The following is a 26,799-nucleotide window of genomic DNA, read 5'->3' as shown; positions in this document are numbered from 1 at the left end:
CCATGCTTTAAGCCTGTCTCGCTTGCGGCTTGAGCCGCACGTAAAGGGTTTTCTGGACCCGCGCCACCAAGGTGCCGGCGCCGTCGTGGATATCGACCTGCAATTGCGGCAGGTATTTTTCGCCGTTCGCCGTTTGCCGGCGGACCTCGTCGAGCAAGGTCTCGTCGACCCTGAAGTTGGCGAACACCGGGCCTTTGCCCGGCGAGATGAAATCGATGTCTGCCGTTTTGTCCCAGACGATGTAATTGCGCCCGAGGTTTTCCATCAGCATCAGCATGTAGAACGGATCGACCATCGAATACAGGCTGCCACCGAACTGCGTACCGACGTAATTGCGGTTGTACCTGCCCAGGCCCATGGACACCGTGATGTCCCGAAAATCATCGCTGATGTGCCGCACGCGAACCCCGGCGCCCAGGTACGGCGGGTAGAAGGTCATGATCCAACGCATCAACCGCGCTTTGCCGAACCTGCTCGTCAGCCACTTACGCATCGGGACGCGTACCCAGGCCCATGGCCTGTCGGGCGAACCAGCGCTTGGCCGGCGGCAGCAGATCGAGGCCGAGCAGGCCGATGTTACGGCCCAGCGAAACCAGCGGTTGAGTGCTGCCGAACAACCGCGTGACCTGATCGGAGAAGCCCACGGTCAGGTTCTGATCCATCCGCTGGCGTTCGCGGTAAGCCTGCAAGGTCGCGAAATCGCCGAGCGAGGTCTCGCTCGCCAGCAGCGCATCCGCCAACGCTTGCGCATCACGCAGCGACAGGTTGAAACCCTGGCCGGCAATGGGGTGCAGGCTGTGAGCGGCATTGCCGAGGATCGCCAGATGCGGACGCACCTGCTCTTCGGCTTCGATCAGCGTCAACGGATAAAGATGCCGTGCGCCGACCTGTTTCAACGTGCCGAGGCGGTAACCGAACACGCCCTGCAATTCGCTGAGGAAACTGCGTTCATCCAGGGCCGCAAGCCGTTGCGCGTCCATGCCCAGACGGGTCCAGACCAATGCGCAACGATTTTCCGGCAACGGCAACAACGCCATCGGACCGTCGTCGGTGAAACGCTCGAACGCCATGCCGTTGTGCGCTTCGCTCGGGGTGATGTTGGCGATCAGCGCGCTCTGGTTGTACGGGCGCTTTTTGATGCCGATCCCCAATTGCTCGCGCAGGCCGGAACGACCGCCATCAGCGAGCACTGCGAGGTCGCACTCCAGCATCGTTTCGTCGCTGAGGGTCAGGCGATAGCCGTCGGTCAGCGGTTCCATGCGCGTGACTTCCGCCGGGCAGCGCCAGGTGACCACGTCCTTGTCCAGACCTTGCCAGAGGCATTGGCCGAGCCAGGCGTTTTCCACCACATAACCCAGCGCCGGCACGCCCTCTTCCATCGCCGACAAGCGCGCGGTGGAGAAACGGCCACGGTCGGAAACGTGAATCTGCTTGATCGGCTCGGCACGGCGGGAGATTTCCTGCCACACGCCCAACCGTTGATAAATCTGTTTGGCACCGTAGGACAACGCCGAAGAACGGGCGTCGTAGCTCGGTTGGTAGGTGTGGCCGGGGGCAAACGGTTCGATCAGCACGATCTTCCAGCCGCGCGCCTTGGCTCCGGCCTGCAAGGCCAACGCCAGGCTGGCACCGACCAGGCCGCCACCGATAATTGCCAGATTGACTCGACTCATGCTGCTTTTGTCCGCGCTTGCGCCATCAAGGCTTCAATCTCGGCGACCGTTTTCGGTACGCCATTGGTCAGGATTTCACAGCCGGTTTTGGTGACCACGACGTCGTCCTCGATGCGCACGCCAATGCCGCGCCATTTCTTCGCTACGTTCTGGTTGTCCGGGGCGATGTAGATCCCCGGTTCCACGGTCAGCGCCATGCCGACTTCCAGCACGCGCCATTCGCCGCCGACCTTGTACTCGCCGACGTCATGCACATCCATGCCCAGCCAGTGGCCGGCGCGGTGCATGTAAAACGCTTTATAGGCTTCGCTGGCGATCAGTTCGTCGACGTTGCCCTGCAACAGGCCCAACTTCACAAGACCGGTGGTAATCACCCGGACCGTGGCTTCGTGCGCCTGATTCCAGTGTTTGTTCGGGGCGATTTCGGCAAAGGCTGCTTCCTGTGAAGCCAGCACCAACTCGTAGATCGCCTTCTGTTCCGCTGAATACTTGCCGTTGACCGGCCAGGTGCGCGTGATGTCGCTGGCGTAGCAGTCGATCTCGCAACCGGCGTCGATCAGTACCAGATCGCCGTCCTTGAGCACCGCGTCATTCTGCTGGTAATGCAGGATGCAGCTGTTGCGCCCCGCCGCGACGATCGAACCATACGCCGGCATCTTCGCCCCGCCCTTGCGGAACTCGTAATCAAGCTCGGCTTCAAGGCTGTACTCATGCAACCCGGCCCGGCTGGCCTGCATCGCACGAATATGCGCCTGAGCGGAAATCCGCGCGGCTTCACGCATCACCTTCACTTCTGCCGCCGATTTATACAGGCGCATGTCGTGCAACAGATGATCCAGCGCAACGTATTCGTTCGGCGGCTGCGCGCCGAGGTGCGCCTTGGAGCGGATCACGTTGATCCATTCCATCAGGTGGCGATCGAATTCCGGGTTGCTGCCCATGGCCGAATACACCCGGTCGCGCCCTTCGATCAGGCCCGGCAGGATGTCGTCGATGTCAGTGATGGGGAAAGCGTCGTCGGCACCGAAGTCGCGGATCGCGCCTTCCTGACCGGCGCGCAGGCCGTCCCAGAGTTCTCGCTCGGCGTTGCGCTCACGGCAAAACAGCAGGTATTCGCCATGCTCACGACCCGGCATCAGCACGATAACGGCTTGAGGCTCGGGGAAACCGCTGAGGTACTGGAAGTCGCTGTCCTGGCGGTAAACATGCTCGACGTCGCGGTTGCGGATGGCGACCGCGGCGGCGGGCAGAATAGCGATGCTGTTGGGTTCCATCTGCGCCATCAAGGCCTTGCGGCGACGGCTGTATTCCGATTTCGGGATATGAATCATGGGCAGATGGCTTTTCCTGGCTCGCGATTAATGCAACGACGGTTTGGCGGCAGCCGGCGCGTCTGGCTTACGGGTTTCGGAGAACAGCAGCAGCGGCGCGACACGCAGGTACTCCATGACTTCCATGTAGTCGCTTTCGCCGTCGTCGGACTCTTCCAGCGCGTCTTGCACCTGGGAAATCGCCGCCAGATCCTGCAACACTTCGGTGGCCTCGGTGCTGAGCATGCTGCTGTCGCGGCAGTTCAGGCCGAAACCGCTGAGGAAACCCTGGCACCATTGGCCCAGTGCGGCGGCACGGTCAGCCAGCGGCGCGTCATCGGTCGGCAGCAGCAGAACGACGGTCACGTCGTCGCCGGTGAGTTCGCCCTTGACCATCTCTTGCAGGCCGATCAAGGCATTGCGAACGTTGTCTTGCGGCTCGCCTTCGAGCAGCTCGGCGGCATCGATCAGCCACTCTTCTGCATTGAAACCGGCGCCGGCGCAACTGCGGCCGAGCAGCAGGCCATGCAGTTCGGCAGGCGAGACGTTGTGACCGCTGGAAGTCAGCAGGGTGGCGAAGGCTTGGTACGGAGAATTCTGAATGGGCATGGGCAGCTAGGCGCCAGACGGCGCTATGTCTAGAATGAAGGCCTTGTATCCTACATCGACTACCCCTGTAGGAGCGAGCTTGCTCGCGATGAACCCGAGAACGCCGCTGGGTGTCAGGGACCCAGCGTTATCGTTGGCGACCATCGCGAGCAAGCTCGCTCCTACGGTTCAACACCCATCAGACATTTCAGTGGACACAATGGAAGACACCGACCTGCAAGCGCTGATGGCCAGACTCGAACTGCTAATTGATCGGGTCGAGCAACTTAAGAGTCAAAACGGACTCCTACTAGCTCAGGAAAAAACCTGGCGCGAGGAACGCGCTCACCTCATTGAAAAGAACGAAATCGCCCGGCGTAAGGTCGAATCGATGATTTCGCGCCTCAAGGCCCTGGAGCAAGACTCATGAGTTCAAGCAATAGCGTCACCGTGCAGATCCTCGACAAAGAATATTCGATCATTTGCCCCCAGGAAGAGCGCAGCAACCTGGTGAGCGCCGCCCGTTACCTGGACGGCAAGATGCGCGAGATCCGCAGCAGCGGCAAAGTCATCGGCGCAGATCGCATCGCCGTGATGGCTGCGCTGAACATCACGCACGACCTTCTGCACAAGGAAGAACGGCCGGATGTACAGGTCAGCGGCTCGACCCGCGAGCAGGTGCGCGACCTGCTGGATCGCGTCGATCTGGTGCTCGCCACCGATCCAGACGTCACCAAGGGCTGATTCGTCCGACCGCTTGGGTTATACTCGCAACACTCCCTGGGGTGCTTGCCAGTTGACCACGTCCCTGAGCCGATTCGCACTACCCTGGAGGCTGCACGTTGGGCTGGTGTGCATGTCCGCTAGACGGAAAGCCTTAAAGCCTACTGCATCTTCCACCTTGAACTTTCGGGTTCAAGGGCTAAGTCAGCAGCGGTTCATCCGGGGAGCCTGATTCCAGTCCGATGCCGGTTTAAATACCGGCATCGGCTTTTTTACGGGTACGCTTTGTGTACCCGCACTGCCGAAGCCCGAATCCATGACCGAACCTGCGCTGCTGCCCCGCCCGCAACTTCGACGCATGCTGCGCAAGGCCCGCCGCGCACTGACAGCCAGTCAGCAGCGCCAGGCCGCTCGCGGGCTGTACAAGCAATTGGCCCAGCAGCCGTTGTTTCGCCGCGCCAAACATATCTCGCTCTATTTACCCACCGACGGTGAAATCGATCCGCGCCTGTTGCTGCGTGCCGCACAACGTCGGGGCAAGGCGACTTACCTGCCGGTGCTCAGTGCCTGGCCGCGAACCAAAATGGTGTTCCAGCGGATTCGCCCCGGCGAAAAGCTCCAACCCAATCGCTTCCGTATTCTCGAACCCAGACACAACCTCGCCCGACAACGCAAAGTCTGGGCGCTCGATCTGGTGCTGTTGCCGCTCGTGGGATTCGACGATGTCGGTGGCCGACTCGGCATGGGCGGTGGTTTCTACGACCGGAGCCTGGCGTATCTGGCGCGGCGGAAAAGCTGGCGCAAGCCGACGCTATTGGGGCTGGCCCATGAATGTCAGAAGGTCGGAAGACTGGCTCAGGCGAGCTGGGATGTGCCGTTGCAAGGAACGGTTACAGACAAGGCGTGGTATTTCGCAGACTAGACGCCACTCGAATCAGCGGCGTCGAAAAGACAGGTTCAGCGCTTGAAGGCTGACGGCTGTTGTTGCTGCGCGATTTCAATCGGCGCATCGGTCTTGTTGCTCCACAAGCTTTGGGCATAGCCAGTGGTCACGACGCCAAGGCCGAACAAAATAACCAAAATCCATAGTAAATCCGGTTTGCGTTTCATCGATTGCCCCCCAAAGGCACATCAATACGATGACAGCAGCGGTTTCCGTTGTAGGTGTAGGCCGTGCAGCAGCGTCAAGCTTAGAAGGCCGGCATTTTGCGACAACGTGAACCGACACGCAAACGCTGGCGTCAACCGACCGTCGGTTTGTCATAAAATCGCCCGACAACTTGTCCACCTGACTCGCAAGGAGCAAAAACCATGGCCTATTGGCTGATGAAATCCGAGCCCGACGAGCTCTCGATCAAAGGCCTGGAGAAGCTCGGCAAAGCGCGCTGGGATGGGGTTCGCAACTATCAGGCGCGTAACTTTTTGCGTGCGATGGCGGTCGGCGACGAGTTCTTCTTCTATCACTCCAGCTGCCCGGAGCCCGGGATTGCCGGGATCGGGAAGATTGTCGAAGCGGCGTATCCGGACCCGACGGCACTGGAGCCGGAGAGTCATTATTACGACCCGAAGGCCAGCGCCGAGAAAAACGCCTGGAGCGCGATTGATGTCGCGCATGTGGAGACGTTTTCCAGGGTGTTGAAGCTGGATTATTTGAAGCAGCAGACGGCGTTGGCGGAGATGCCGCTGGTGCAGAAGGGTTCGCGGTTGTCGGTGATGCCGGTGACGGCCGAGCAGTGGGCGGCGGTGATTGCGTTGCGCTGACACGCTTTTTGTAGGAGCCGGCTTGCTGGCGATAGCGGCTTCAGGGTGTGTACTTTGTAGGAGCCAGGCTTGCTGGCGATGGCGTTTTTTAGGGCGCTATCGCCAGCAAGCCGGCTCCTACAAATCCAGCATTACTGGATAATCAGGTTGTTGAACAACAAATCCTCAACCACCGGTTTGCCGGTTTCATCGTTCATGATCTGTTGGGTCTGCTTCAACGCTTCCTGACGCAGCTTTTCCTTCCCCTCGATGCTGTTCATCGCCTCGGTGGTTTGCTGGGTGAACAACGCCACCAGTTGATTGCGAATCAACGGTTCATTGGCCTTCACCTGTTTGGCCGCCTCATCACCAGTGACCCGCAACGCCACGTCAGCCTTGAAGACCTTCAACTTCGCCGTGCCATCCAACCCGTAGTTGCCCACGAATGGCGGGCTCAGGGTGAGGTAGCTGACTTTCGGGGCTTCACCTTCTTTGGCGGCTTCTTCAGCCACTGCTGCCACAGGCAGAGACAGGGCCAGCAACAACATGATCCACGCTTTCACAATTCGCTCCTTATCCGGTTTGCGGCCTAGCATAACGACCCGCCGCGCAAGCACAAGCTTATGGCTGACTATCAGGGCGGGGCATGCTCGTTGACCCGTCGACTCACACACCTACACTTATCGGCCATCACTCCCAAAGGAATAGCCCTGATGAAAGCCGTGCTGTGCAAAGCCTTCGGCCCTGCCGAATCGCTGGTGCTGGAAGACGTCGCCAGTCCTGTCGCGAAGAAGAATGAAATCCTGCTGGACGTGCACGCCGCCGGGGTGAATTTCCCGGACACGCTGATCATCGAGGGCAAATACCAGTTCAAGCCGCCCTTCCCGTTTTCGCCGGGCGGCGAAGCGGCTGGCGTGGTCAGCGCAGTGGGCGAAAAAGTCAGCCACCTGAAAGTCGGCGATCGGGTCATGGCGCTGACCGGCTGGGGCAGCTTCGCCGAACAGGTCGCGGTGCCAGGCTACAACGTGCTGCCGATCCCGGCCTCCATGGACTTCAACACCGCTGCCGCATTCAGCATGACTTACGGCACTTCAATGCACGCGCTCAAGCAACGCGGCAACCTGCAACCGGGTGAAACCCTGCTGGTGCTCGGTGCTTCTGGCGGTGTCGGCCTGGCCGCCGTGGAAATCGGCAAAGCCATGGGCGCCCGCGTGATTGCTGCCGCCAGCAGTGCCGAAAAACTGGCCGTGGCCAAGGCTGCCGGCGCCGATGAACTGATCAACTACACCGAAACCAGCCTCAAGGACGAAATCAAACGCCTGACCGATGGCCAGGGTGCGGACGTGATCTACGACCCGGTCGGCGGCGACCTGTTCGACCAGGCCATCCGCGCCATCGCCTGGAACGGCCGATTGCTGGTGGTCGGTTTTGCCAGCGGCCGCATTCCGGAATTGCCGGTGAACCTCGCACTGCTCAAGGGTGCAGCGGTGGTCGGCGTGTTCTGGGGCTCCTTCGCCCAGCGCCAACCGCAGGACAACGCGGCAAACTTCCAGCAATTGTTTGGCTGGTTCGCCGAGGGCAAGTTGAAGCCCCTGGTGTCGCAGGTGTACCCGCTGAGCAACGCGGCGCAGGCGATCAATGATCTTGGCCAGCGCAAGGCGGTCGGGAAAGTGGTGGTGCAGGTTCGCTGAGTCGCCGCAGGATACAAAAAGGCCAGGACAACTGATGAGGTTGTTCTGGCCTTTTCGATTACATGACCAGCAGAAAGACAGCGCTCCAAACTTTTCGTCAAAGCAACTCACGAATTTCCTCCGGAAGAAAATGCACGTACCGCGTCGCTTGATGCGTATTACAACGCCTCACAATAGAAGGCACGTTCTTGTTGAGCTTGGCGATGAGCGCCAGACGCTTCTCCTCTGGCAACTGCGTCGGCGAAAGGGAGTGGGTCAGATAGCTGCGGGTCCAGTTGAACACCGGCATGTCCACCCACGAGTAATCTTCAATCTGCAGTGCTGCCTTGGCAAGCTCACCGCAAGTCAACTGCTTCAATTCTTCGTTGGCATGGATGGGTATATCGCTGTCCAACCTGAAAGACATTGGCACAACAACTTCGATCTCTGGCGGCCTGTCACTGGTGATACCCCATGATTTGAATCGCCACCGACTCACCGCTGCGAGTGATGCGTCTACCAGTTCAGCGTGAGCTTTGCCCGGAGCCGCCATCACCTTGCTAACTGATCCATTGGCGTGAACGGTAAAACTGATCCGAACATCCCCCGTGATACCGGCCCGAGAAAGTGTTTTTGGGTACTTCGGCTTTGGATTGTCCCCAGGGATCAGGAGCATCGCCTCAGCGCTGACGCTGCTGGAAACCACAAATAAAAAAGCCCACACAAACCACCGCATAACCCCTCCCCTTCACCAATGAAAAGCCAAATCTGGCAACAGCACAAAGGTTAAGGCTCGGTGATTGTTTACATAACGCCATGGCTTCCTGTTCAAGCGCAGGACATTTCCCAAAGCCCTGCCCTACGCCGGGCATCGCTGCGTCATAAAAGGTTGCGAGGTAACAATTCCCACAGCGCCCTTCACTTATACCTGAGCGACATGTTCGTAAAAGAACATGCAATCTCCAACATTTCCGCTGTTTGGTCGATGTGAACCAGTGCTATTTTCGGTAACGAAACTGTAACATTCGCATCCGCAGTCAAAACAAGAAATCTGGAGCTCTTGAATGTTTGCTTTCTTTCGTCCTGCCGCACATCAGGCTCCATTGCCTGAAGAAAAAATAGACAGCGCCTACCGACGGCATCGCTGGCAGATCTTCGCCGGCATATTCATCGGCTATGCGGGTTACTACCTGCTGCGCAAAAACTTCTCCCTGGCCATGCCCTATCTGATCGAAGAGGGCTATACCCGCGGTGAGCTGGGCCTGGCGTTGTCGGCGATTGCTATCGCCTACGGCTTGTCCAAGTTCCTGATGGGCATTGTTTCCGACCGTTCCAACCCACGCTTCTTCCTGCCGTTCGGCTTGCTGGTTTCGGCTGGCGTGATGTTCATTTTCGGTTTTGCGCCCTGGGCGACGTCCAGCGTGACCATCATGTTCATCCTGCTGTTTATCAATGGATGGGCGCAGGGCATGGGTTGGCCGCCGAGTGGCCGGACCATGGTCCACTGGTGGTCGCAGAAGGAGCGCGGGGGCGTGGTGTCCCTGTGGAACGTGGCGCACAACGTGGGCGGTGGTTTGATCGGCCCGCTGTTCCTGCTCGGCATGGGCCTGTTCAATGACTGGCACGCGGCGTTTTACGTGCCTGCGGCAGTGGCCATGGCCGTGGCGGTGTTTGCCTTCGCCACCATGCGCGACACGCCGCAATCGGTTGGCCTGCCGCCGATCGAGAAGTACAAGAACGACTACCCGGAAGGCTACGACGCCAGTCACGAAGAAGAATTCAGCGCCAAGGAAATCTTCGTCAAATACGTGCTGCGCAACAAAATGCTCTGGTACATCGCCATGGCTAACGTCTTTGTCTACCTGCTGCGTTACGGCGTGCTGGACTGGGCACCGACCTACCTCAAGGAAGCCAAAGGTTTCAGCGTGGATAAAACCTCGTGGGCCTATTTCCTTTACGAGTGGGCAGGTATTCCCGGGACGCTTCTGTGCGGCTGGATGTCGGACAAGATCTTCCGTGGCAACCGTGGCCTGACCGGCATGGTGTTCATGGCGCTGGTGACCGTGGCGACGCTGGTTTACTGGCTCAACCCGGCCGGCAACCCGACGGTCGACATGATCGCGCTGATCTCGATTGGTTTCCTGATCTACGGCCCGGTGATGCTGATCGGTTTGCAAGCGCTGGAACTGGCGCCGAAGAAAGCCGCCGGTACGGCAGCGGGCTTCACGGGTCTGTTCGGTTACCTGGGTGGTTCAGTCGCGGCCAGTGCAGCCATGGGCTACACCGTGGACCATTTCGGCTGGGACGGCGGTTTCGTCTTGCTGATCGGCGCGTGCCTGTTGGCAATGGCCTTCCTTGCGCCAACCTTGTGGCACAAGCAGGTCGCCAGTCAGACTCGCGAAGCCATCGCCTGATCGACCTTTGATTTGCAGCGCTTGAGCCGCGCCTCCAGATTCCGGTCTGGCATGGCGTGGCTACGCAGGGCGTTGGCGGTCTGCTCGACATAATCGCGAGTGGTGCCGTAACGCCCGCAAGCGTTTTCGAACACGTGGCTCAGCACATGATCCGGCAGGTTGCCGGCATAGCTGGGCAGGTGTCGCTCCAACACGAATCCCAATGCCTGAACCTGATTGCCATCTTCGAGACGGCAGTTCAACCAGTGTGGGCGATAAGAAGGGAATGGCATTTCGCGCTGCCACAAGGCATACAGCGACGCTTCGAGTTGTTCTTCCGGCAAGCGATAAGCGAAGCCGCTGCAAGAGCCGCCACGATCCAGGCCAAACACCAGCCCCGGTACTTCCGGCGTGCCGCGATGTTCGTGGGACCACAGGTACAAACCGCGATGGTAGCCATGCACCCGGCCGCGAACCCGTTCAACCGCCGCGCACTCAGGGCGCCAGATCAGCGAGCCGTAAGCGAACAGCCAGACCGGCCCACCCTTGTGGCGCGCCATGGTCGACTGCATCGAGCTGAGCAATTGTTCGTGCGTCAGCTGCGGCCCCAGATCGAGCCGCGGAGGGTAAGCCAGATTCATAAAAGCAGATTCAATGGCGCTCATGGCGAATAGCGTTCAGCTCCCCGCGGGTGATGAATTACTTAATAGAACGCACCGCTGTAACAATAAGGCACATATGTTTTAAGGCAATTTAAGTGCCACGGCACAGTCCTTAATTAATTGCCTGGATGCGATATAACCTACCGGTATTTATATAAATCTATAAATACCGATCGGCTATATATGAAGTTATATGTAGGAGCGAGCCTGCTCGCGATGGAGGCAGGGACAACGCGTTCATGCTGCTGCAGCGCGTTATCGTTGACCGCCATCGCGAGCAGGCTCGCTCCTACAGGGGAAGCGTCATCCTCTGGGTGCGTAGGCAAACACATCGGCACGCATCTGATGAGCATCCATCCCGGCGTTGACCAACGCGTCCAGCGTCCCGTAGACCATCGCCGGTGAGCCGCTGGCGTATACATGCAGCGCTTTCAGATCCGGAAAATCCTCGCACACCGCCTCATGCAACATCCCGCAGCGCCCCTTCCAGCCACATTGATCGCTGACGACTTTATGCAGGAACAGATTCGGCAGTTTCTGCCATTCGTCCCAATGCTCGATCTCATAAAAGTCTTCAGGGCGGCGCACGCCCCAGTACAGGTGTACCGGATGCTTGAAGCCCGACGCCCGGCAATGTTCGATCAGGCTATGGATCTGGCCCATGCCGGTGCCCGCAGCGATCAGCACCAGCGGACCGTCCGGCAACTCTGCCAGATGGGTATCGCCGAAGGGCATTTCGATCCGCACCATCGGATTGCGTTGCAGTTGCTCGATCAGGCTCAGCGCACTGCTTTCGCGCGCCAGTACGTGAATTTGCAGATCACGCCCCGCATGCGGTGCCGAGGCCAGGGAAAATGCGGATTTTTCGCCGTTCTCACGCTCGATCATCAAATACTGACCAGCGTGATAACGCGGTGGCTTACCGGCCGGCGCGCGAAAGCTCACGCGCCAGGTATCGCCGCCGACATCCTTGCACTCAATGACCTGACACGAGACGCTGCGCACCGGCAATTCTCCCAGCGCGAGCACGCCATCCCACAGCACAATGCAGTCTTCCAGCGGCTCTGCTATGCAAGTGTAGAACTCGCCATGGTCGCGCACACCACCGGCCTGCTCGACTCGTCCTTCCACCAGCAGCGCGGCGCACACATGGCAATTGCCGTTGCGACAGCTTTGCGGGCATTCATAGCCCAGGCGGCGTGCGCCATCGAGAATCCGCTCGCCGGGCAGTATCTCTAGCACTGCTCCGGAGGGCTGCAAAGTTACACGCATCAATCTATTCCTAACTGATTCCAGATGGCATCGATCCGTTGGGTGACGGCTTCATCCTTGACGATTACCCGGCCCCACTCGCGTGTGGTTTCGCCGGGCCATTTATGCGTGGCATCGAGCCCCATTTTCGAACCCAGGCCGGACACCGGCGAGGCGAAATCGAGGTAGTCGATCGGCGTGTTGTCGATCATCACCGTGTCGCGCTTGGGGTCCATGCGCGTGGTGATGGCCCAGATCACGTCGTTCCAGTCCCGTGCGTTGATATCGTCGTCAGTGACGATAACGAACTTGGTGTACATGAACTGTCGCAAAAACGACCAGACACCGAGCATTACCCGCTTGGCATGGCCGGGATACGACTTCTTCATGGTCACGATGGCCATGCGGTACGAGCAGCCTTCAGGCGGCAGGTAGAAGTCGGTGATTTCCGGGAACTGCTTCTGCAGGATCGGCACGAACACTTCGTTCAGCGCGACACCGAGAATCGCCGGCTCATCCGGCGGACGACCGGTGTAGGTGCTGTGGTAGATCGGTTTGATCCGGTGGGTAATGCGCTCGACGGTGAACACCGGGAAGCTGTCGACTTCGTTGTAATAACCGGTGTGGTCGCCGTACGGACCTTCGTCGGCCATTTCGCCCGGATGGATCACGCCTTCAAGGATGATCTCGGCGGTGGCCGGCACTTGCAGGTCGTTGCCACGGCACTTCACCAGTTCGGTGCGATTACCGCGCAGCAAACCGGCAAAAGCGTATTCGGAAAGGCTGTCCGGTACCGGCGTCACAGCGCCGAGGATGGTCGCCGGGTCAGCGCCGAGCGCTACGGACACCGGGAACGGCTGACCCGGATGCTTCTCGCACCACTCGCGGTAATCCAGCGCGCCGCCACGGTGGCTGAGCCAGCGCATGATGACCTTGTTGCGGCCGATCACTTGCTGACGGTAGATGCCGAGGTTCTGCCGGTCCTTGTTCGGGCCTTTGGTGACGGTCAGGCCCCAGGTGATCAGCGGGCCGACGTCGCCCGGCCAGCAAGTCTGCACCGGCAGCATCGCGAGGTCGACGTCGTCGCCCTCGATGACCACTTCCTGGCACACCGCGTCTTTGACGACTTTGGGTGCCATGGAGATGATCTTGCGGAAGATCGGCAGCTTCGACCAAGCGTCCTTCAGGCCTTTCGGCGGCTCGGGTTCCTTGAGGAACGCCAGCAGCTTGCCGATCTCGCGCAGTTCGCTCACCGCTTCTGCGCCCATGCCCAGCGCAACACGCTCGGGGGTGCCGAACAGATTGCCGAGGACGGGAATGTCATAGCCCGTCGGGTTCTCGAAAAGCAGGGCCGGACCTTTGGCACGCAAGGTGCGGTCACAGACCTCGGTCATTTCGAGCACCGGGGACACCGGAACCTGGATGCGCTTGAGTTCGCCGCGCTGTTCCAGGCCGCTGATAAAGTCGCGCAAGTCGCGATACTGCATGCGTGAGCCTCGTGTTGGCCGTGGCGTTCGGGGGCTGGCAGTTTAGCGCCGAACCCCTCTGTTCAGAACAACGAAGTGCCGTTCATCAAAAATCAGATAGCAAAAAGCCGGGTTTCCCCGGCTTTTGCTGGTCTATCGACTTACTTGCGTTTCATCGACAGGAAGAACTCATCGTTGGTCTTGGTCGTTTTCAGCTTGTCGACCAGGAACTCGATGGCAGCGATCTCGTCCATCGGGTGCAGCAACTTGCGCAGGATCCACATGCGCTGCAACTCGTCGTCGGCCGTCAGCAACTCTTCGCGGCGGGTGCCGGAACGGTTGATGTTGATGGCCGGGAAGACGCGTTTTTCAGCGATACGACGATCCAGCGGCAGTTCCATGTTGCCCGTGCCTTTGAATTCTTCGTAGATCACTTCGTCCATCTTCGAGCCGGTTTCAACCAGCGCGGTGGCGATGATGGTCAGCGAACCGCCTTCTTCGATGTTCCGCGCGGCGCCGAAGAAACGTTTCGGTTTCTCCAGGGCGTGAGCATCGACACCACCGGTGAGCACTTTGCCGGAGCTCGGGATCACGGTGTTGTAGGCGCGAGCCAGACGGGTGATGGAGTCGAGCAGGATCACCACGTCTTTTTTGTGTTCGACCAGGCGCTTGGCCTTCTCGATCACCATTTCGGCAACCTGCACGTGGCGGGTTGGCGGCTCGTCGAACGTCGAGGCAACCACTTCGCCGCGCACGGTGCGCTGCATTTCGGTTACTTCTTCCGGACGCTCGTCGATCAGCAATACGATCAGATGAACTTCAGGGTTGTTACGTGCGATGTTCGCCGCGATGTTCTGCAGCATGATCGTTTTACCGGCTTTCGGCGGTGCAACGATCAGACCGCGCTGGCCTTTACCGATCGGGGCGCACAGGTCGATGACACGACCGGTCAAGTCTTCGGTGGAACCGTTGCCGGCTTCCATCTTCATGCGCACAGTCGGGAACAGCGGGGTCAGGTTCTCGAAGAGAATCTTGTTTTTCGCGTTCTCGGGACGATCGTAGTTGATCGTGTCGACCTTGAGCAGCGCGAAATAACGCTCGCCTTCCTTTGGAGGGCGGATCTTGCCAACGATGGTGTCACCGGTGCGCAAGTTGAAACGGCGGATCTGGCTCGGCGAGACGTAGATATCGTCCGGGCCGGCGAGATAGGAAGCGTCAGCGGAGCGCAGGAAGCCGAAGCCGTCCTGGAGAATCTCCAGCACGCCATCACCGGAGATTTCCTCGCCGCTTTTAGCGTGCTTCTTGAGCAGGGAGAAAATCACGTCCTGCTTGCGCGAACGGGCCATATTTTCTATGCCCATCTGTTCGGCCAATTCGAGCAGTTCGGTAATCGGCTTTTGCTTGAGTTCAGTCAGATTCATATAGGAATGACGTAATCATTTATGGAGGGGGGGAAATTAAGCTTTTGGCTTAATGAGGCCGCGCCGCGGAGAAGGCGACAGGATCGCGTACTTATTCGAAAAGGAGTGCGTCGGCGACGGCTAGCAGGGGGCAGTGGAGAAACCAGTGCGGGGCCGAATGTAACACCTGAGTTTCGGAGCGTCTAGCCCTCAATAACGAAAAAGCCCCGCAATATGCGGGGCCTTTTTTCGGACACTTTACAAACGACGCTTAGATGTTGGCGTCGAGGAAAGCAGCCAGTTGCGACTTCGACAGTGCGCCGACCTTGGTCGCTTCAACGTTGCCGTTCTTGAACAGCATCAGGGTCGGGATACCACGCACGCCATGCTTGGCCGGGGTTTCCTGGTTTTCGTCGATGTTCAGTTTGGCAACGGTCAGCTTGCCTTTGTAGGTTTCAGCAATCTCGTCCAGAACAGGAGCGATCATTTTGCAAGGGCCGCACCACTCAGCCCAGTAGTCGACCAGTACAGCGCCTTCGGCCTTGAGTACGTCGGCCTCGAAGCTAGCGTCGCTAACGTGTTTGATAAGATCGCTGCTCATGGAAGTCTCCAGGTTGTAAGCAAAAAAACGTGGCCCATCATAGCCGCCCTTCCCTCGTTCAGGAAGGTGCAGATGATTGAGTCTCACTATGGTGGTGCATGAGTTTGGGTATAGCTCAAGTCAGGATGTGGCGGGAGCGACGAAGGCAATTCCGGTGCGCAGGGCAGCGTTGCGCACATGTTCGTGCATGGCCTTCTGCGCCGCGCCGGACGAACGCCGGGCCAGTGCACGGAGGATTTTGCGGTGCTCGTGCCAGGTTTCCATGGCCCGTTCGGCCCGGATGAACGGTAGCTTCTGGCTCTCCAGGAAAATGTCGGCGCTGGCCGTCAGGATGCTCAACATCGCCTGATTACCGCTGGCCAGCAGGATGCGCCGGTGAAACTCGAAGTCCAGGCGCGCCGCCGACTCGAAGTCACCCACCTTCAGTTCATTGCGCATCGCAGCGACGTTGTCCTCCAAAGCATCGAGCTCATCGGTGCTCAACGTCACGGCGGCCAGCCCGGCGGCAAAACCTTCCAGGGCATAGCGCAACTGGAAGATATCCAGCGGTGATGCCTGTGCCGCGAACGGCCAGCTCAGCGCCGCATCCTGGCGAGGCAAGTCCACCGGCGCCTGCACGAAAACGCCTTTGCCCGGCTGAATGCTGATCACGCCCAATGCACTCAGCGACGACAATGCCTCGCGCAATGACGCCCGACTGACCCCCAATTGCACCGCCAGATCCCGCTGCGAAGGCAAGGCATCCCCCGGCCCGAAACCTTGTTCGGCGATCAGTTTGCGGATGGCTTGCAGCGCCACTTCAGGTACAGCTCGGGAGATCGAATTCATGGTTTTCGGACGAACCAGGCGAATGAGCGGCTAGTTTTAAAGCTATTCGCGGCGCCCGGCAAGTCGTGCCCCACCGGGGTTCGGTAATGGCCGACGATGCGCTATCAGAGTGCGAAACACGGACCGACTGTTCAGACCAGTAAGACCGAACAACACCAGTAAAACCGTGGCTTGGCACGGCAAAAACCCAATGTTGGCATGGCCCGTGCTCTGTCGATCCGCAGAAATCATTCCTCGCCGATCCGGAGATTTGCCATGACCCTGCGTTACAGCGCCCTCCTCGCCTCCCTGTTCGCCAGCCTGCTGCTGAGCCAGGTGCCCGCCCACGCCGACGGTCTGGAGGATGTGGTCAAACGCGGCGTCCTCAAGGTTGCCGTGCCTCAGGACTTCCCGCCATTCGGCTCGGTCGGCCCGGACATGAAACCCCGCGGCCTCGATATCGACACCGCGAAACTGCTGGCCGACCAACTCAAGGTCAAGCTTGAACTGACGCCGGTCAACAGCACCAACCGCATCCCGTTCCTGACCACCGGCAAGGTCGACCTGGTGATCTCCAGCCTCGGCAAGAACCCCGAGCGCGAGAAAGTCATCGACTTCTCCAGCGCCTACGCGCCGTTCTACCTCGCGGTATTCGGCCCGCCGGATGCTGCCATCAAAGGCCTGGACGACCTCAAGGGCAAAACCATCAGCGTCACCCGTGGCGCCATCGAAGACATCGAACTGACCAAAGTCGCCCCCGAAGGCGTCACCATCAAGCGCTTCGAAGACAACAACTCGACCATCGCAGCCTACCTCGCCGGACAGGTTGACCTGATCGCCAGCGGCAACGTGGTGATGGTCGCGATCAGCGAGAAAAGCCCGAAACGCGTACCCGCGCTGAAAGTGAAGCTCAAGGATTCGCCGGTCTACGTCGGCGTAAACAAGAACGAGCCGGCGTTGCTGGGCAAGGTCAACCAGATCCTCGCCACCGCCAAGACTGACGGCGCGCTGGAAAAAAACTCACAGACCTGGCTGAAAGAGCCGCTGCCGGCCGATCTCTGATCGTCGCTCGGGAGATTTGATATGGCCTATCAGTTCGACTTTCTGCCGGTGGTGCAAAACACCGACCTGCTCGTGCGCGGTGCGCTGTTCACTCTGGAACTGACGGCCATCGGTGCGGTGCTCGGCGTCGGTCTGGGCATTGTCGGCGCGCTGGTGCGGGCGTGGAATATCCGCCCGCTCTCGGCGATCTTCGGGGTTTACGTCGAGTTGATCCGCAACACGCCGTTCCTGGTGCAGTTGTTTTTCATCTTCTTCGGTTTGCCATCGCTGGGCGTGCAGATTTCCGAATGGCAGGCGGCGGTGCTGGCGATGGTGATCAACCTCGGCGCTTATTCGACCGAGATCATCCGCGCCGGCATTCAAGCGATCCCTCGCGGGCAACTGGAAGCCGCAGCGGCGTTGGCGATGACCCGGTTCGAAGCCTTCCGCCATGTGGTCCTGCTGCCAGCGCTGGGCAAGGTGTGGCCGGCGCTGAGCAGCCAGATCATCATCGTGATGCTCGGCTCGGCGGTCTGTTCGCAGATCGCCACCGAAGAGCTGAGCTTTGCCGCCAACTTCATTCAGTCGCGCAACTTCCGCGCCTTCGAAACCTACGCCCTGACCACGCTGATCTACCTGTGCATGGCGCTGCTGATCCGCCAATTGCTGAACTGGATCGGTCGTCGTTACATAGCAAGGAGCAGCCAATGAGCGATTTCACGTTCTGGGACATCGTGCGCAACTTGCTCACAGGCCTGCAATGGACGCTGGCGCTGTCGCTGGTGGCGTTTATCGGCGGCGGGTTGATCGGCTTGCTGATCATGGTCATGCGCATTTCAAAAAATGCCCTACCGCGCAACGTTGCACGCACCTACATCGAGCTGTTCCAGGGCACGCCGCTGTTGATGCAGCTGTTCCTGGTGTTTTTCGGGGTGGCGCTGGCCGGGGTGGAAATCTCGGCGTGGATGGCGGCGGCGATTGCCCTGACCCTGTTTACCAGCGCTTACCTGGCGGAGATCTGGCGCGGCTGCGTGGATTCGATTCCCAACGGTCAGTGGGAAGCTTCGTCGAGCCTGGCGCTCAACCCGCTGGAGCAACTGCGCTACGTGATCCTGCCGCAAGCGTTGCGCATCGCCGTGGCGCCGACCGTGGGTTTTTCGGTGCAAGTGGTCAAAGGCACCGCCGTGACCTCGATCATCGGCTTCACCGAACTGACCAAGACCGGCGGGATGCTCGCCAACGCGACCTTCGAACCGTTCATGGTCTACGGCCTCGTCGCCCTCGGCTACTTCCTGCTCTGCTACCCCTTGTCCCTCAGTGCGCGCTACCTGGAAAGGAGACTGCATGCCTCTGCTTAGAATTTCCGCCCTGCATAAATATTACGGCGATCACCATGTACTCAAAGGCATCGACCTCAGCGTCGAGGAAGGCCAGGTGGTGGCGATCATCGGCCGCAGCGGCTCGGGCAAATCGACCTTGTTGCGCACGCTGAACGGCCTGGAGTCGATCAACGACGGCGTGATCGAAGTCGACGGCGAATACCTCGATGCCGCGCGTGCCGATTTGCGCAGCCTGCGGCAGAAAGTCGGGATGGTGTTTCAGCAGTTCAACCTGTTCCCGCACCTGACGGTGGGCGAAAACGTGATGCTTGCGCCGCAGGTGGTGCAAAAAGTGCCCAAGGCCAGAGCGGTGGAGTTGGCGCGGGAGATGCTGGAACGGGTCGGGTTGGGCGAGAAGTTTGATGCGTTCCCGGATCGGCTGTCCGGCGGGCAGCAGCAGCGCGTGGCGATTGCCCGGGCGCTGGCGATGTCGCCGAAGGTGTTGCTGTGCGACGAGATTACTTCGGCGCTGGACCCGGAACTGGTTAATGAGGTGCTGAGCGTGGTTCGGCAACTGGCCAAGGAGGGCATGACGCTGATCATGGTCACCCATGAAATGCGCTTTGCCCGGGAGGTTGGGGACAAGTTGGTGTTCATGCATCAGGGGAAGGTGCATGAGGTCGGGGATCCGAAGATTCTGTTCGCGAACCCGCAGACGGCGGAGTTGGCGAATTTTATCGGGACGGTCGAAGCGACAGTCTGAAAGATCTTCAGTGGCTGTTATGTCGCCTTCGCGGGCAAGCCTCGCTCCTACAGATTCAGGCTGTTCGCGGAACATTCACCCACCGCCAACCTGTAGGAGCGAGGCTTGCCCGCGAAGGCGTCTGCGAGATCACTACTCTTTCCTGCTCAGGATCAAGGCTTTGAACGCTACGCGTTGGCGTCAGCGTTTGATCGTGGCACGATGTCGAGGTTATCGACCGAGACCCCCTGACCATGCCGCAATCCCAAGCCAAGAATCTGTCCCTGATCGCCGCAATCGACCTGGGCTCCAACAGCTTTCACATGGTCGTGGCCAAGGCCCAGAACGGCGAAATCCGTATTCTCGAGCGTCTCGGGGAGAAGGTTCAGCTGGCCGCCGGCATCGACGAAGAGCGCCACCTCAACGAAGAATCCATGCAGCGCGGGCTCGATTGCCTGAAGCGTTTTGCCCAACTGATCAGCGGTATGCCGCCCGGCGCCGTGCGGATCGTGGGCACCAACGCCTTGCGCGAAGCTCGTAACCGCGTCGAATTCATCCGCCGCGCCGAAGAAATTCTCGGCCACCCGGTGGAAGTCATCTCCGGTCGTGAAGAAGCGCGCCTGATCTACCTCGGCGTGTCCCACACCCTCGCCGATACGCCGGGCAAACGCCTGGTGGCCGACATTGGCGGCGGCAGTACCGAATTCATCATCGGCCAGCGCTTCGAGCCGCTGCTGCGCGAAAGCCTGCAAATGGGCTGCGTCAGCTACACCCAGCGTTATTTCAAGGACGGCAAGATCACCCCGGCCCGCTACGCCCAGGCGTACACGGCGGCGCGGCTGGAGATCATGAGCATCGAACACGCCCTGCATCGCCTGACCTGGGATGAAGCCATCGGCTCCTCGGGCACCATCCGCGCCATCGGCCTGGCGCTGAAAGCCGGCGGTCACGGTACGGGCGAGGTCAACGCCCAAGGCCTGGCGTGGCTCAAGCGCAAGCTGATCAAACTCGGCGACGTCGAGAAAATCGACTTCGAAGGCATCAAGCCTGACCGCCGGGCGATTTTCCCGGCGGGCCTGGCGATTCTCGAAGCGATCTTCGACGCCCTCGAACTGCAACGCATGGACCACTGCGAAGGTGCTCTGCGCGAAGGCGTGCTCTATGACCTGTTGGGCCGTCACCATCATGAAGACGTCCGTGAGCGCACGCTCAGCTCGCTGATGGAGCGCTATCACGTCGATCTGGAGCAAGCGGCACGGGTCGAGCGCAAGGCACTGCATGCGTTCGATCAGGTGGCGGAGGATTGGGAGCTGGACGACGGCGTCTGGCGCGAACTGCTCGGCTGGGCTGCCAAGGTCCATGAAGTGGGCCTGGACATCGCTCACTATCAATATCACAAGCACGGCTCGTACCTGATCGAGCACTCGGACCTCGCCGGGTTCTCCCGCGAAGACCAACTGATGCTCGCGCTACTGGTGCGTGGCCACCGCCGCAATATTCCCCGGGACCGGTTTGCCGATTTTGGCGACGAAGGCATCAAGCTGATTCGCCTGTGCGTGCTGCTGCGCTTTGCGATCCTGTTCCATCACATCCGCGGCACCCAGGAAATGCCTCAAGTGGCGCTGCACGCCAATGGTGACAGCCTGGAGGTGTTGTTCCCGGAAAACTGGCTGGACGACAACCAGCTGACCCAGGCTGACTTTGCGCTGGAAGCTGAATGGCTGACGCGTGTGGGTTTCGTGCTCAACGTCCGGTAAACCACCGAAAAGCGCTCGCCGTACACGGTTCTGTAGGAGCACGGCTTGCCGGCGAAGGCGATTTCGAGGACGCCTTCGCGGGCAAGCCTCGCTCCTACGGGTCTGCGCGCTCAGGCGACACCTGTAGGCGCCGGCTTGCTGCGGGCGGCGTTCCGACGATGGCGATCTCACTGACGCCTTCGCCGGCAAGCCGTGCTCCTACAGGGGGTTGTGGTGGAAACAAAAATGGCGATCCGCAGGGATCGCCATTTTTTATGCCGCGTGAAGGTTAACGCACCGCCAGAATCGGGCTGCCCAACCGCTCCAGCAATGTGGCCTGTGCACTGCGCGGGTTCTGGTTGCCGGTCGGCGTGTTGCGGACGTAACGGCCGTCCGCCTGCAGGCTCCAGCTGTGAGTGTTATCGGTGAGATAAAGCTCCAGCTCTTTCTTGACCCGCATGATCAGCTTCTTGCCTTCCACCGGGAAGCAAGTCTCGACGCGCTTGTCGAGGTTGCGTTCCATCCAGTCGGCACTGGAGAGGAACATCTGCTCCTCGCCACCGTTAAGGAAGTAGAAGACCCGGGTGTGTTCCAGGAAGCGGCCGATGATCGAGCGCACGTGGATGTTGTGCGAAACCCCGGCGATGCCCGGACGCAGGCAGCACATGCCACGCACCACCAGATCAATGCGCACGCCAGACTGGCTGGCCTTGTACAGCGCGCGGATGATCTTCGGATCGGTCAGCGAGTTGAACTTGGCGATGATGTGCGCCGGTTTGCCGTCGAGGGCGAACTGCGTCTCCCGGGCAATCATGTCGAGCATGCCCTTCTTCAGGGTGAACGGCGCGTGCAACAGCTTCTTCATGCGCAGGGTTTTACCCATGCCGATCAGCTGGCTGAACAATTTGCCGACGTCTTCGCACAGGGCGTCGTCGGAGGTCAGCAAGCTGTAGTCGGTGTACAGACGGGCGTTGGCCGCGTGGTAGTTGCCGGTACCCAAGTGGGCGTAACGCACAATTTCGCCAGCCTCGCGACGCAGGATCAGCATCATCTTGGCGTGAGTCTTGAAGCCGACCACGCCGTAGATCACCACCGCACCGGCCGCTTGCAGACGGCTGGCCAGTTGCAGGTTGGACTCTTCGTCGAACCGCGCGCGCAATTCGATCACCGCGGTGACTTCCTTGCCGTTACGCGCCGCATCCACCAGCGCATCGACGATTTCCGAGTTGGCGCCAGAGCGGTACAGCGTCTGACGCACCGCCAATACGTGCGGATCCTTCGCCGCCTGACGCAGCAAATCGACCACAGGCGTAAACGACTCGAACGGGTGCAGCAGCAGAATGTCCTGCTTGCTGATCACGCTGAAAATGTTCTCGCTGTTCTGCAGCAGTTTCGGGATCTGCGGCGTGAACGGCAGGTATTGCAGCTCGCGCTGACTGTCGAGGCCGGTGATGCTGAACAGGCGGGTCAGGTTGACCGGACCGTTGACCTGATACAGCTCGGTCTCGTGCAGGTTGAACTGCTTGAGCAGGTAGTCGGACAGGTGTTTCGGGCACGTGTCGGCCACTTCCAGACGCACCGCGTCACCGTAGCGACGGGAGAACAGCTCGCCGCGCAGGGCGCGGGCCAGGTCTTCCACGTCTTCGGTGTCGACGGCAAGGTCGGCGTTTCGGGTCAGGCGGAACTGGTAGCAGCCCTTGACCTTCATGCCCTGGAACAAGTCATCGGCGTGCGCGTGAATCATCGACGACAGGAAGACATAGTTGTCGCCAGGGCCACCGACTTCTTCCGGCACCTTGATCACTCGCGGCAGCAGACGCGGGGCCGGGATGATCGCCAGACCGGAGTCGCGACCGAAGGCGTCGATGCCTTCGAGTTCGACGATGAAGTTCAGGCTCTTGTTCACCAGCAACGGGAACGGGTGCGTCGGGTCGAGGCCGATCGGGGTGATGATCGGCGCGATCTCATCGCGGAAATAACGGCGAACCCAGGTTTTGAGCTTGGTGGTCCAGTAACGGCGACGGATGAAGCGGACCTGATGTTTCTCCAGTTCCGGCAACAGAATGTCGTTGAGGATGGCGTACTGGCGGTCAACGTAACCGTGTACCAGCTCACTGATCCGGGCCAGGGCCTGGTGCGGTTGCAGACCATCGGCGCCAGCCTGTTCACGGGCGAAGGTGATCTGCTTCTTGAGGCCGGCCACACGAATTTCGAAGAACTCATCCAGGTTGCTGGAGAAAATCAGCAGGAACTTCAGCCGTTCCAGCAACGGATAGGACTCGTCCAGCGCCTGTTCCAGCACGCGGATGTTGAACTGCAGTTGCGAGAGTTCGCGGTGGATGTACAGGCTGCTGTCATCCAGGCCCGGAATGACAATCGCTGGCGCCGCCGGCGCGGTTTCGACCACTACCGCGGGCGGAGCAGGTTCCAGCTCCGGCGGGGTTTCGGCGATCGGCTCCACCACGGGTTGAGCCTCTTGTACTGCAACTTCAGTGAGTCCTTCGGTATTCATCGAATGTTCCTGGGAGGGCTATTTTTGCTCTCGTAACAATTGAGCAGCACGTACGGCAAAGTAAGTCAGGATGCCATCAGCGCCTGCACGTTTAAAAGCGGTCAGGGATTCGAGGATAACCCCTTCGCTCAACCAGCCATTCTGGATCGCCGCCATGTGCATGGCGTATTCACCGCTGACCTGATAAACAAAAGTCGGCACTTTGAATTCTTCTTTGACCCGGTAAAGGATGTCCAGATACGGCATGCCTGGCTTGACCATGACCATGTCTGCGCCTTCTGACAAGTCCGCCGCCACTTCGTGCAGGGCTTCGTTGCTGTTGGCCGGGTCCATCTGATAGGAGGCCTTGTTGGCTTTGCCCAGGTTCAGCGCCGAACCCACCGCATCGCGGAACGGGCCGTAATAGGCGCTGGCGTACTTCGCCGAATAGGCCATGATCCGCACGTTGACGTGATCGGCCAGCTCGAGGGCTTCGCGGATCGCCTGAATGCGACCGTCCATCATGTCCGACGGGGCCACCACTTGAGCACCGGCTTCGGCGTGGGACAGGGCCTGCTTGACCAGTGCATCGACAGTAATGTCGTTCTGCACATAGCCTTCTTCGTCGAGGATACCGTCCTGACCGTGGGTGGTGAACGGGTCCAGCGCGACGTCGGTGATCACGCCCAGATCAGGGAACTGCGCACGCAGGGCGCGAGTGGCGCGCTGGGCAATGCCGTTCGGGTTCCACGCTTCGGCGGCGTCCAGCGACTTGAGTTCCGGTGGCGTGACCGGGAACAGCGCTACGGCTGGAATCCCCAGTTCGACCCACTTGGCCGCTTCTTCCAGCAACAGGTCGATGGTCAGGCGTTCAACGCCGGGCATCGAGGCCACCGCTTCGCGACGGTTTTCACCGTCCAGCACAAACACCGGCAGGATCAGGTCATCGACGGTCAGGACGTTTTCACGAACCAGTCGACGCGAGAAATCATCACGGCGGTTACGGCGCAGGCGGGTGGCTGGAAACAAGCGATTGGCGGGGGTAAAACTCACGGCAGACTCCTGAGCCCGCGCTGGCGGGCGAGCGTGACAGTTATAAGCGGCCATTATGACCGTGGTATTACAGTTGTGTGCACCCCCGCGACACGTAGTCGCATTCCATTGTCCTTGTAGGAAATGTTCACGTCGAGACACATTTGGACACTTTCATGAATGTGCACGAAGGGTTAGGCTGCGCGTTCATTTCGCCAGCACCCAGACAATGCTCCAACAATTTCTGCATGACTTCGGCTACTTTGCCCTTTTTCTCGGCACGTTCTTCGAAGGCGAAACCATCCTGGTGCTCGCAGGCTTCCTCGCGTTCCGTGGATACATGGACATCAACATCGTGGTGGTCGTGGCGTTTTTCGGCAGTTATGCCGGCGACCAGCTGTGGTACTTCCTGGGACGCAAGCACGGCCGCAAGTTGCTGGCGCGCAAGCCTCGCTGGCAGATGATGGGCGACCGGGCACTGGAACACATTCGCAGGCACCCGGACATCTGGGTGCTGAGCTTCCGTTTTGTCTACGGTTTGCGCACGGTGATGCCGGTGGCGATCGGCCTGTCGGGTTATCCGCCGGGACGTTACTTGTTGCTGAACGGGATCGGCGCCGCGATCTGGGCGGCCGCACTGGCGGCTGCGGCCTATCACTTCGGCGCTGTGCTCGAAGGCATGCTGGGCAGCGTCAAGAAGTATGAGCTATGGGTACTCGGCGCCCTGCTGGTGCTGGGCTTTGCCTTGTGGCTGCGTCGCCGCTTCAAGAATGCGCGCCTGGCCAAGCAGGTCTATGCCGAAGAGCAGGCCTTGAAAGCCGAACAGGCCAAGGCCGCCGAGGTCAAGACGCCAAGCGAGTGAAACGGTTTCTGCAACAGTAGAGACCGATTCCGCTGAGCAGGCTGTAACTCAGCAGGCCGACCCAGCCCACCGCGCTGGCCGGCCACAGCCCGACCAGCGGTGCCAGCCACACCAGCGGCACGTTCGACGCCAGCCGCAGCAGCTCCAGCTTCAACGCCCACGGGCGATTCTCCAGGGCCACGCCCAAGGAAAACAATCCCAGCGCCACGGCGCTCCAGCCGAGCACCAGCGCGGCGGTCGGCAGCTGCGGCTCGAAGTTCATCAAGTAACTGCCCAGCGCGATGTAGACGCAGAACTGCAACAGCACATAAATCTGCTGACGCCCGTCCAGCGGCACTTCGAATTTGCGGAACTGGCTCAAGTCCGGCTTGCTCATCGGGTACTTCGCCGCCACGTCCGCTGGCCGCCAACCGGTGCGCATGAACCAGATCCGCAGCTTGTCCCACGTGCTTTCAGCCCGTCGCGCGTCATCCCACAGCTGCGCGTAAAACTGCACGTTCGCCCACAACGGGTTCCAGCTCGCCAGTGGCGTAGTCACGCCGAAAATCACCGGTTCGTTGTCGTCTTCTTCCTGGAACGAGCCAAACAGACGGTCCCAGATAATGAACACCCCGCCGTAGTTGCGATCCATGTAGAGAGCGTTCTGTGCATGGTGGGCCCGATGATTGGATGGCGTGACGAAAAACCACTCGAACCACCCGAGCTTGGGAATGTGCCGGGTGTGCACCCAGAATTGATACAGCAGGTTCAGCGCGGCGACGCTGACAAACACCAGCAGCGGCACGCCGAGTACCGCCATCGGCAGGTAGAAAATCCAGCTCAACAGGAAACCGGTACTGGTCTGGCGCAACGCCGTGGAGAGGTTGTAGTCCTCGCTCTGGTGATGCACCGAATGTGCGGCCCAGAGGATGTTGCGCTCGTGGCCCATGCGATGCAGCCAGTAGTAGCAGAAGTCGTAGAGAACGAAGGCGAACGCCCAGACCCAGACGCTGTCGGCAGAGAGTTCGAACAGCGCCAGATGCTTGAGCGCAAAGGCATAGCTCACCAGCCCCACGCCCTTGGTCAACAGGCCCGTGGTGGTCGACAGCACGCCGGTGCTGATGCTGTTGATCGCGTCGGCCACCCGATAGTTGCTGACCCCGCGCCAACGGTCGGCCAGCAGTTCGACGGCAATCAACACAAAGAAGAACGGCACCGCATACAGAATGAAGTCCATGACGCGCCCTGATCGGAATCTTGAGGACAGATGCTAGGTGTAGCCGCGAATTGAACCTATGGCAACGAGTGACAAA

General features: G+C 59.9%; 28 protein-coding genes and 1 other RNA gene. 13 read left to right on the top strand and 16 right to left on the bottom strand.

Annotated elements, in window-relative coordinates; all coding sequences use genetic code 11:
- Positions 1-7: 7 nt before the first annotated feature.
- Genes ACM6IO_RS08665 through ACM6IO_RS08650 form a run of 4 tightly spaced genes read right to left on the bottom strand, consistent with a single transcriptional unit; the run spans position 8 to position 3,592 of the window.
- The gene (locus ACM6IO_RS08665) at positions 8-493 is read right to left on the bottom strand and encodes a DUF4442 domain-containing protein (protein ID WP_008040698.1); all 486 of its coding nucleotides are present in this window, start codon (positions 491-493) and stop codon (positions 8-10) included.
- A complete protein-coding gene (gene ubiH, locus ACM6IO_RS08660) occupies positions 486-1,673 on the bottom strand; it encodes a 2-octaprenyl-6-methoxyphenyl hydroxylase (protein ID WP_008024259.1) in 1,188 nt (395 codons plus the stop codon). The genes ACM6IO_RS08665 and ubiH overlap by 8 nt, the downstream gene beginning before the upstream one ends.
- A complete protein-coding gene (gene pepP / locus ACM6IO_RS08655) occupies positions 1,670-3,004 on the bottom strand; it encodes a Xaa-Pro aminopeptidase (protein ID WP_008040694.1) in 1,335 nt (444 codons plus the stop codon). The genes ubiH and pepP overlap by 4 nt, the downstream gene beginning before the upstream one ends.
- A gap of 27 nt (positions 3,005-3,031) precedes the next feature.
- Positions 3,032-3,592: a YecA family protein gene (locus ACM6IO_RS08650; protein WP_008024262.1), complete on the bottom strand. Its 561-nt coding sequence runs from the start codon at positions 3,590-3,592 to the stop codon at positions 3,032-3,034.
- Between the two features lie 199 nt (positions 3,593-3,791).
- On the opposite strand from ACM6IO_RS08650, the gene ACM6IO_RS08645 reads away from it, so the two are divergent.
- The 4 genes from ACM6IO_RS08645 to ACM6IO_RS08630 all read left to right on the top strand — a co-directional run bounded on the left by ACM6IO_RS08645 (position 3,792) and on the right by ACM6IO_RS08630 (position 5,216).
- Positions 3,792-4,001, top strand: coding sequence for a TIGR02449 family protein (locus tag ACM6IO_RS08645; protein WP_003177365.1), 210 nt, complete (start codon positions 3,792-3,794; stop codon positions 3,999-4,001).
- Positions 3,998-4,315 (top strand): cell division protein ZapA, encoded by a 318-nt coding sequence (locus ACM6IO_RS08640; RefSeq protein ID WP_008024266.1) that lies wholly within the window; start codon positions 3,998-4,000, stop codon positions 4,313-4,315. Before ACM6IO_RS08645 ends, ACM6IO_RS08640 begins: the two co-directional genes overlap by 4 nt.
- A gap of 30 nt (positions 4,316-4,345) precedes the next feature.
- A non-coding RNA gene (ssrS, locus tag ACM6IO_RS08635) (6S RNA) lies at positions 4,346-4,524 on the top strand.
- A gap of 86 nt (positions 4,525-4,610) precedes the next feature.
- Complete coding sequence (locus ACM6IO_RS08630) at positions 4,611-5,216, top strand: 5-formyltetrahydrofolate cyclo-ligase (RefSeq protein ID WP_223434018.1); 606 nt, start codon at positions 4,611-4,613, stop codon at positions 5,214-5,216.
- Positions 5,217-5,251: 35 nt separating this feature from the next.
- Here the strand turns inward: ACM6IO_RS08630 and ACM6IO_RS08625 are convergent, their stop codons facing one another.
- Positions 5,252-5,404 (bottom strand): hypothetical protein, encoded by a 153-nt coding sequence (locus ACM6IO_RS08625; protein WP_008024268.1) that lies wholly within the window; start codon positions 5,402-5,404, stop codon positions 5,252-5,254.
- A gap of 201 nt (positions 5,405-5,605) precedes the next feature.
- Between ACM6IO_RS08625 and ACM6IO_RS08620 the strand changes: the two genes are divergently transcribed.
- On the top strand, positions 5,606-6,055 hold the full coding sequence (locus ACM6IO_RS08620; RefSeq protein ID WP_008024269.1) for an EVE domain-containing protein: 450 nt from the start codon (positions 5,606-5,608) through the stop codon (positions 6,053-6,055).
- 131 nt (positions 6,056-6,186) lie between these two features.
- Here ACM6IO_RS08620 and ACM6IO_RS08615 read toward each other — a convergent pair whose 3' ends face one another.
- Positions 6,187-6,597, bottom strand: coding sequence for a flagellar basal body-associated protein FliL (locus ACM6IO_RS08615; protein ID WP_032832554.1), 411 nt, complete (start codon positions 6,595-6,597; stop codon positions 6,187-6,189).
- A 150-nt stretch (positions 6,598-6,747) separates the two neighbouring features.
- On the opposite strand from ACM6IO_RS08615, the gene ACM6IO_RS08610 reads away from it, so the two are divergent.
- Positions 6,748-7,725, top strand: coding sequence for an NADPH:quinone oxidoreductase family protein (locus tag ACM6IO_RS08610; RefSeq protein ID WP_192227497.1), 978 nt, complete (start codon positions 6,748-6,750; stop codon positions 7,723-7,725).
- A gap of 97 nt (positions 7,726-7,822) precedes the next feature.
- Here the strand turns inward: ACM6IO_RS08610 and ACM6IO_RS08605 are convergent, their stop codons facing one another.
- Positions 7,823-8,440: an energy transducer TonB gene (locus tag ACM6IO_RS08605; RefSeq protein WP_414911288.1), complete on the bottom strand. Its 618-nt coding sequence runs from the start codon at positions 8,438-8,440 to the stop codon at positions 7,823-7,825.
- A 328-nt stretch (positions 8,441-8,768) separates the two neighbouring features.
- Between ACM6IO_RS08605 and glpT the strand changes: the two genes are divergently transcribed.
- Entirely contained in the window at positions 8,769-10,118 is a 1,350-nt protein-coding gene (gene glpT / locus ACM6IO_RS08600) for a glycerol-3-phosphate transporter (protein WP_008024279.1), read from the top strand.
- Here glpT and ACM6IO_RS08595 read toward each other — a convergent pair.
- The 6 genes from ACM6IO_RS08595 to ACM6IO_RS08570 all read right to left on the bottom strand — a co-directional run bounded on the left by ACM6IO_RS08595 (position 10,094) and on the right by ACM6IO_RS08570 (position 16,305).
- Entirely contained in the window at positions 10,094-10,762 is a 669-nt protein-coding gene (locus ACM6IO_RS08595; RefSeq protein ID WP_192227496.1) for a gamma-glutamylcyclotransferase, read from the bottom strand. The genes glpT and ACM6IO_RS08595 overlap by 25 nt on opposite strands.
- A 300-nt stretch (positions 10,763-11,062) precedes the next feature.
- Positions 11,063-12,031 carry a CDP-6-deoxy-delta-3,4-glucoseen reductase gene (locus tag ACM6IO_RS08590; protein WP_008040685.1) on the bottom strand — a complete coding sequence of 323 codons (969 nt, stop codon included), beginning with the start codon at positions 12,029-12,031 and terminating at the stop codon, positions 11,063-11,065.
- The gene (gene ubiD, locus ACM6IO_RS08585; RefSeq protein WP_008040678.1) at positions 12,031-13,497 is read right to left on the bottom strand and encodes a 4-hydroxy-3-polyprenylbenzoate decarboxylase; all 1,467 of its coding nucleotides are present in this window, start codon (positions 13,495-13,497) and stop codon (positions 12,031-12,033) included. The genes ACM6IO_RS08590 and ubiD overlap by 1 nt, the downstream gene beginning before the upstream one ends.
- Before the next feature lie 140 nt (positions 13,498-13,637).
- Positions 13,638-14,897: a transcription termination factor Rho gene (rho, locus tag ACM6IO_RS08580; protein WP_007942421.1), complete on the bottom strand. Its 1,260-nt coding sequence runs from the start codon at positions 14,895-14,897 to the stop codon at positions 13,638-13,640.
- 250 nt (positions 14,898-15,147) lie between these two features.
- Positions 15,148-15,477: a thioredoxin TrxA gene (gene trxA, locus ACM6IO_RS08575; protein ID WP_003206727.1), complete on the bottom strand. Its 330-nt coding sequence runs from the start codon at positions 15,475-15,477 to the stop codon at positions 15,148-15,150.
- Between the two features lie 120 nt (positions 15,478-15,597).
- On the bottom strand, positions 15,598-16,305 hold the full coding sequence (locus ACM6IO_RS08570; RefSeq protein ID WP_414911287.1) for a FadR/GntR family transcriptional regulator: 708 nt from the start codon (positions 16,303-16,305) through the stop codon (positions 15,598-15,600).
- A 255-nt stretch (positions 16,306-16,560) separates the two neighbouring features.
- Between ACM6IO_RS08570 and ACM6IO_RS08565 the strand changes: the two genes are divergently transcribed.
- The 5 genes from ACM6IO_RS08565 to ppx all read left to right on the top strand — a co-directional run bounded on the left by ACM6IO_RS08565 (position 16,561) and on the right by ppx (position 21,143).
- Positions 16,561-17,346: a transporter substrate-binding domain-containing protein gene (locus tag ACM6IO_RS08565; protein WP_008024289.1), complete on the top strand. Its 786-nt coding sequence runs from the start codon at positions 16,561-16,563 to the stop codon at positions 17,344-17,346.
- 21 nt (positions 17,347-17,367) lie between these two features.
- The gene (locus ACM6IO_RS08560) at positions 17,368-18,036 is read left to right on the top strand and encodes an amino acid ABC transporter permease (RefSeq protein WP_414911286.1); all 669 of its coding nucleotides are present in this window, start codon (positions 17,368-17,370) and stop codon (positions 18,034-18,036) included.
- Entirely contained in the window at positions 18,033-18,683 is a 651-nt protein-coding gene (locus ACM6IO_RS08555) for an amino acid ABC transporter permease (protein WP_008024293.1), read from the top strand. Before ACM6IO_RS08560 ends, ACM6IO_RS08555 begins: the two co-directional genes overlap by 4 nt.
- A complete protein-coding gene (locus tag ACM6IO_RS08550; protein WP_192227495.1) occupies positions 18,670-19,407 on the top strand; it encodes an amino acid ABC transporter ATP-binding protein in 738 nt (245 codons plus the stop codon). Before ACM6IO_RS08555 ends, ACM6IO_RS08550 begins: the two co-directional genes overlap by 14 nt.
- 233 nt (positions 19,408-19,640) lie before the next feature.
- Positions 19,641-21,143, top strand: a complete 1,503-nt coding sequence (ppx, locus tag ACM6IO_RS08545) for an exopolyphosphatase (protein WP_008024297.1) — start codon at positions 19,641-19,643, stop codon at positions 21,141-21,143.
- 268 nt (positions 21,144-21,411) lie between these two features.
- Here ppx and ppk1 read toward each other — a convergent pair whose 3' ends face one another.
- Together ppk1 and hemB are read right to left on the bottom strand one after the other, a co-directional pair.
- Positions 21,412-23,634, bottom strand: a complete 2,223-nt coding sequence (gene ppk1, locus ACM6IO_RS08540; protein WP_008040675.1) for a polyphosphate kinase 1 — start codon at positions 23,632-23,634, stop codon at positions 21,412-21,414.
- Between the two features lie 18 nt (positions 23,635-23,652).
- Positions 23,653-24,666: a porphobilinogen synthase gene (gene hemB, locus ACM6IO_RS08535; protein ID WP_414911285.1), complete on the bottom strand. Its 1,014-nt coding sequence runs from the start codon at positions 24,664-24,666 to the stop codon at positions 23,653-23,655.
- A gap of 208 nt (positions 24,667-24,874) precedes the next feature.
- Between hemB and ACM6IO_RS08530 the strand changes: the two genes are divergently transcribed.
- Entirely contained in the window at positions 24,875-25,507 is a 633-nt protein-coding gene (locus ACM6IO_RS08530; RefSeq protein ID WP_008040674.1) for a DedA family protein, read from the top strand.
- Here ACM6IO_RS08530 and ACM6IO_RS08525 read toward each other — a convergent pair.
- A complete protein-coding gene (locus ACM6IO_RS08525) occupies positions 25,488-26,723 on the bottom strand; it encodes a sterol desaturase family protein (protein WP_414911284.1) in 1,236 nt (411 codons plus the stop codon). The genes ACM6IO_RS08530 and ACM6IO_RS08525 overlap by 20 nt on opposite strands.
- Positions 26,724-26,799 lie beyond the last annotated feature (76 nt).

The organism is Pseudomonas sp. IT-P44 (genome assembly GCF_949768225.1).
GTDB classification, from domain to species: Bacteria; Pseudomonadota; Gammaproteobacteria; order Pseudomonadales; family Pseudomonadaceae; genus Aquipseudomonas; species Aquipseudomonas migulae.
Note: the sequence above shows the minus strand (reverse complement) of the source record. Positions and strands in the feature narration are given on the sequence as shown.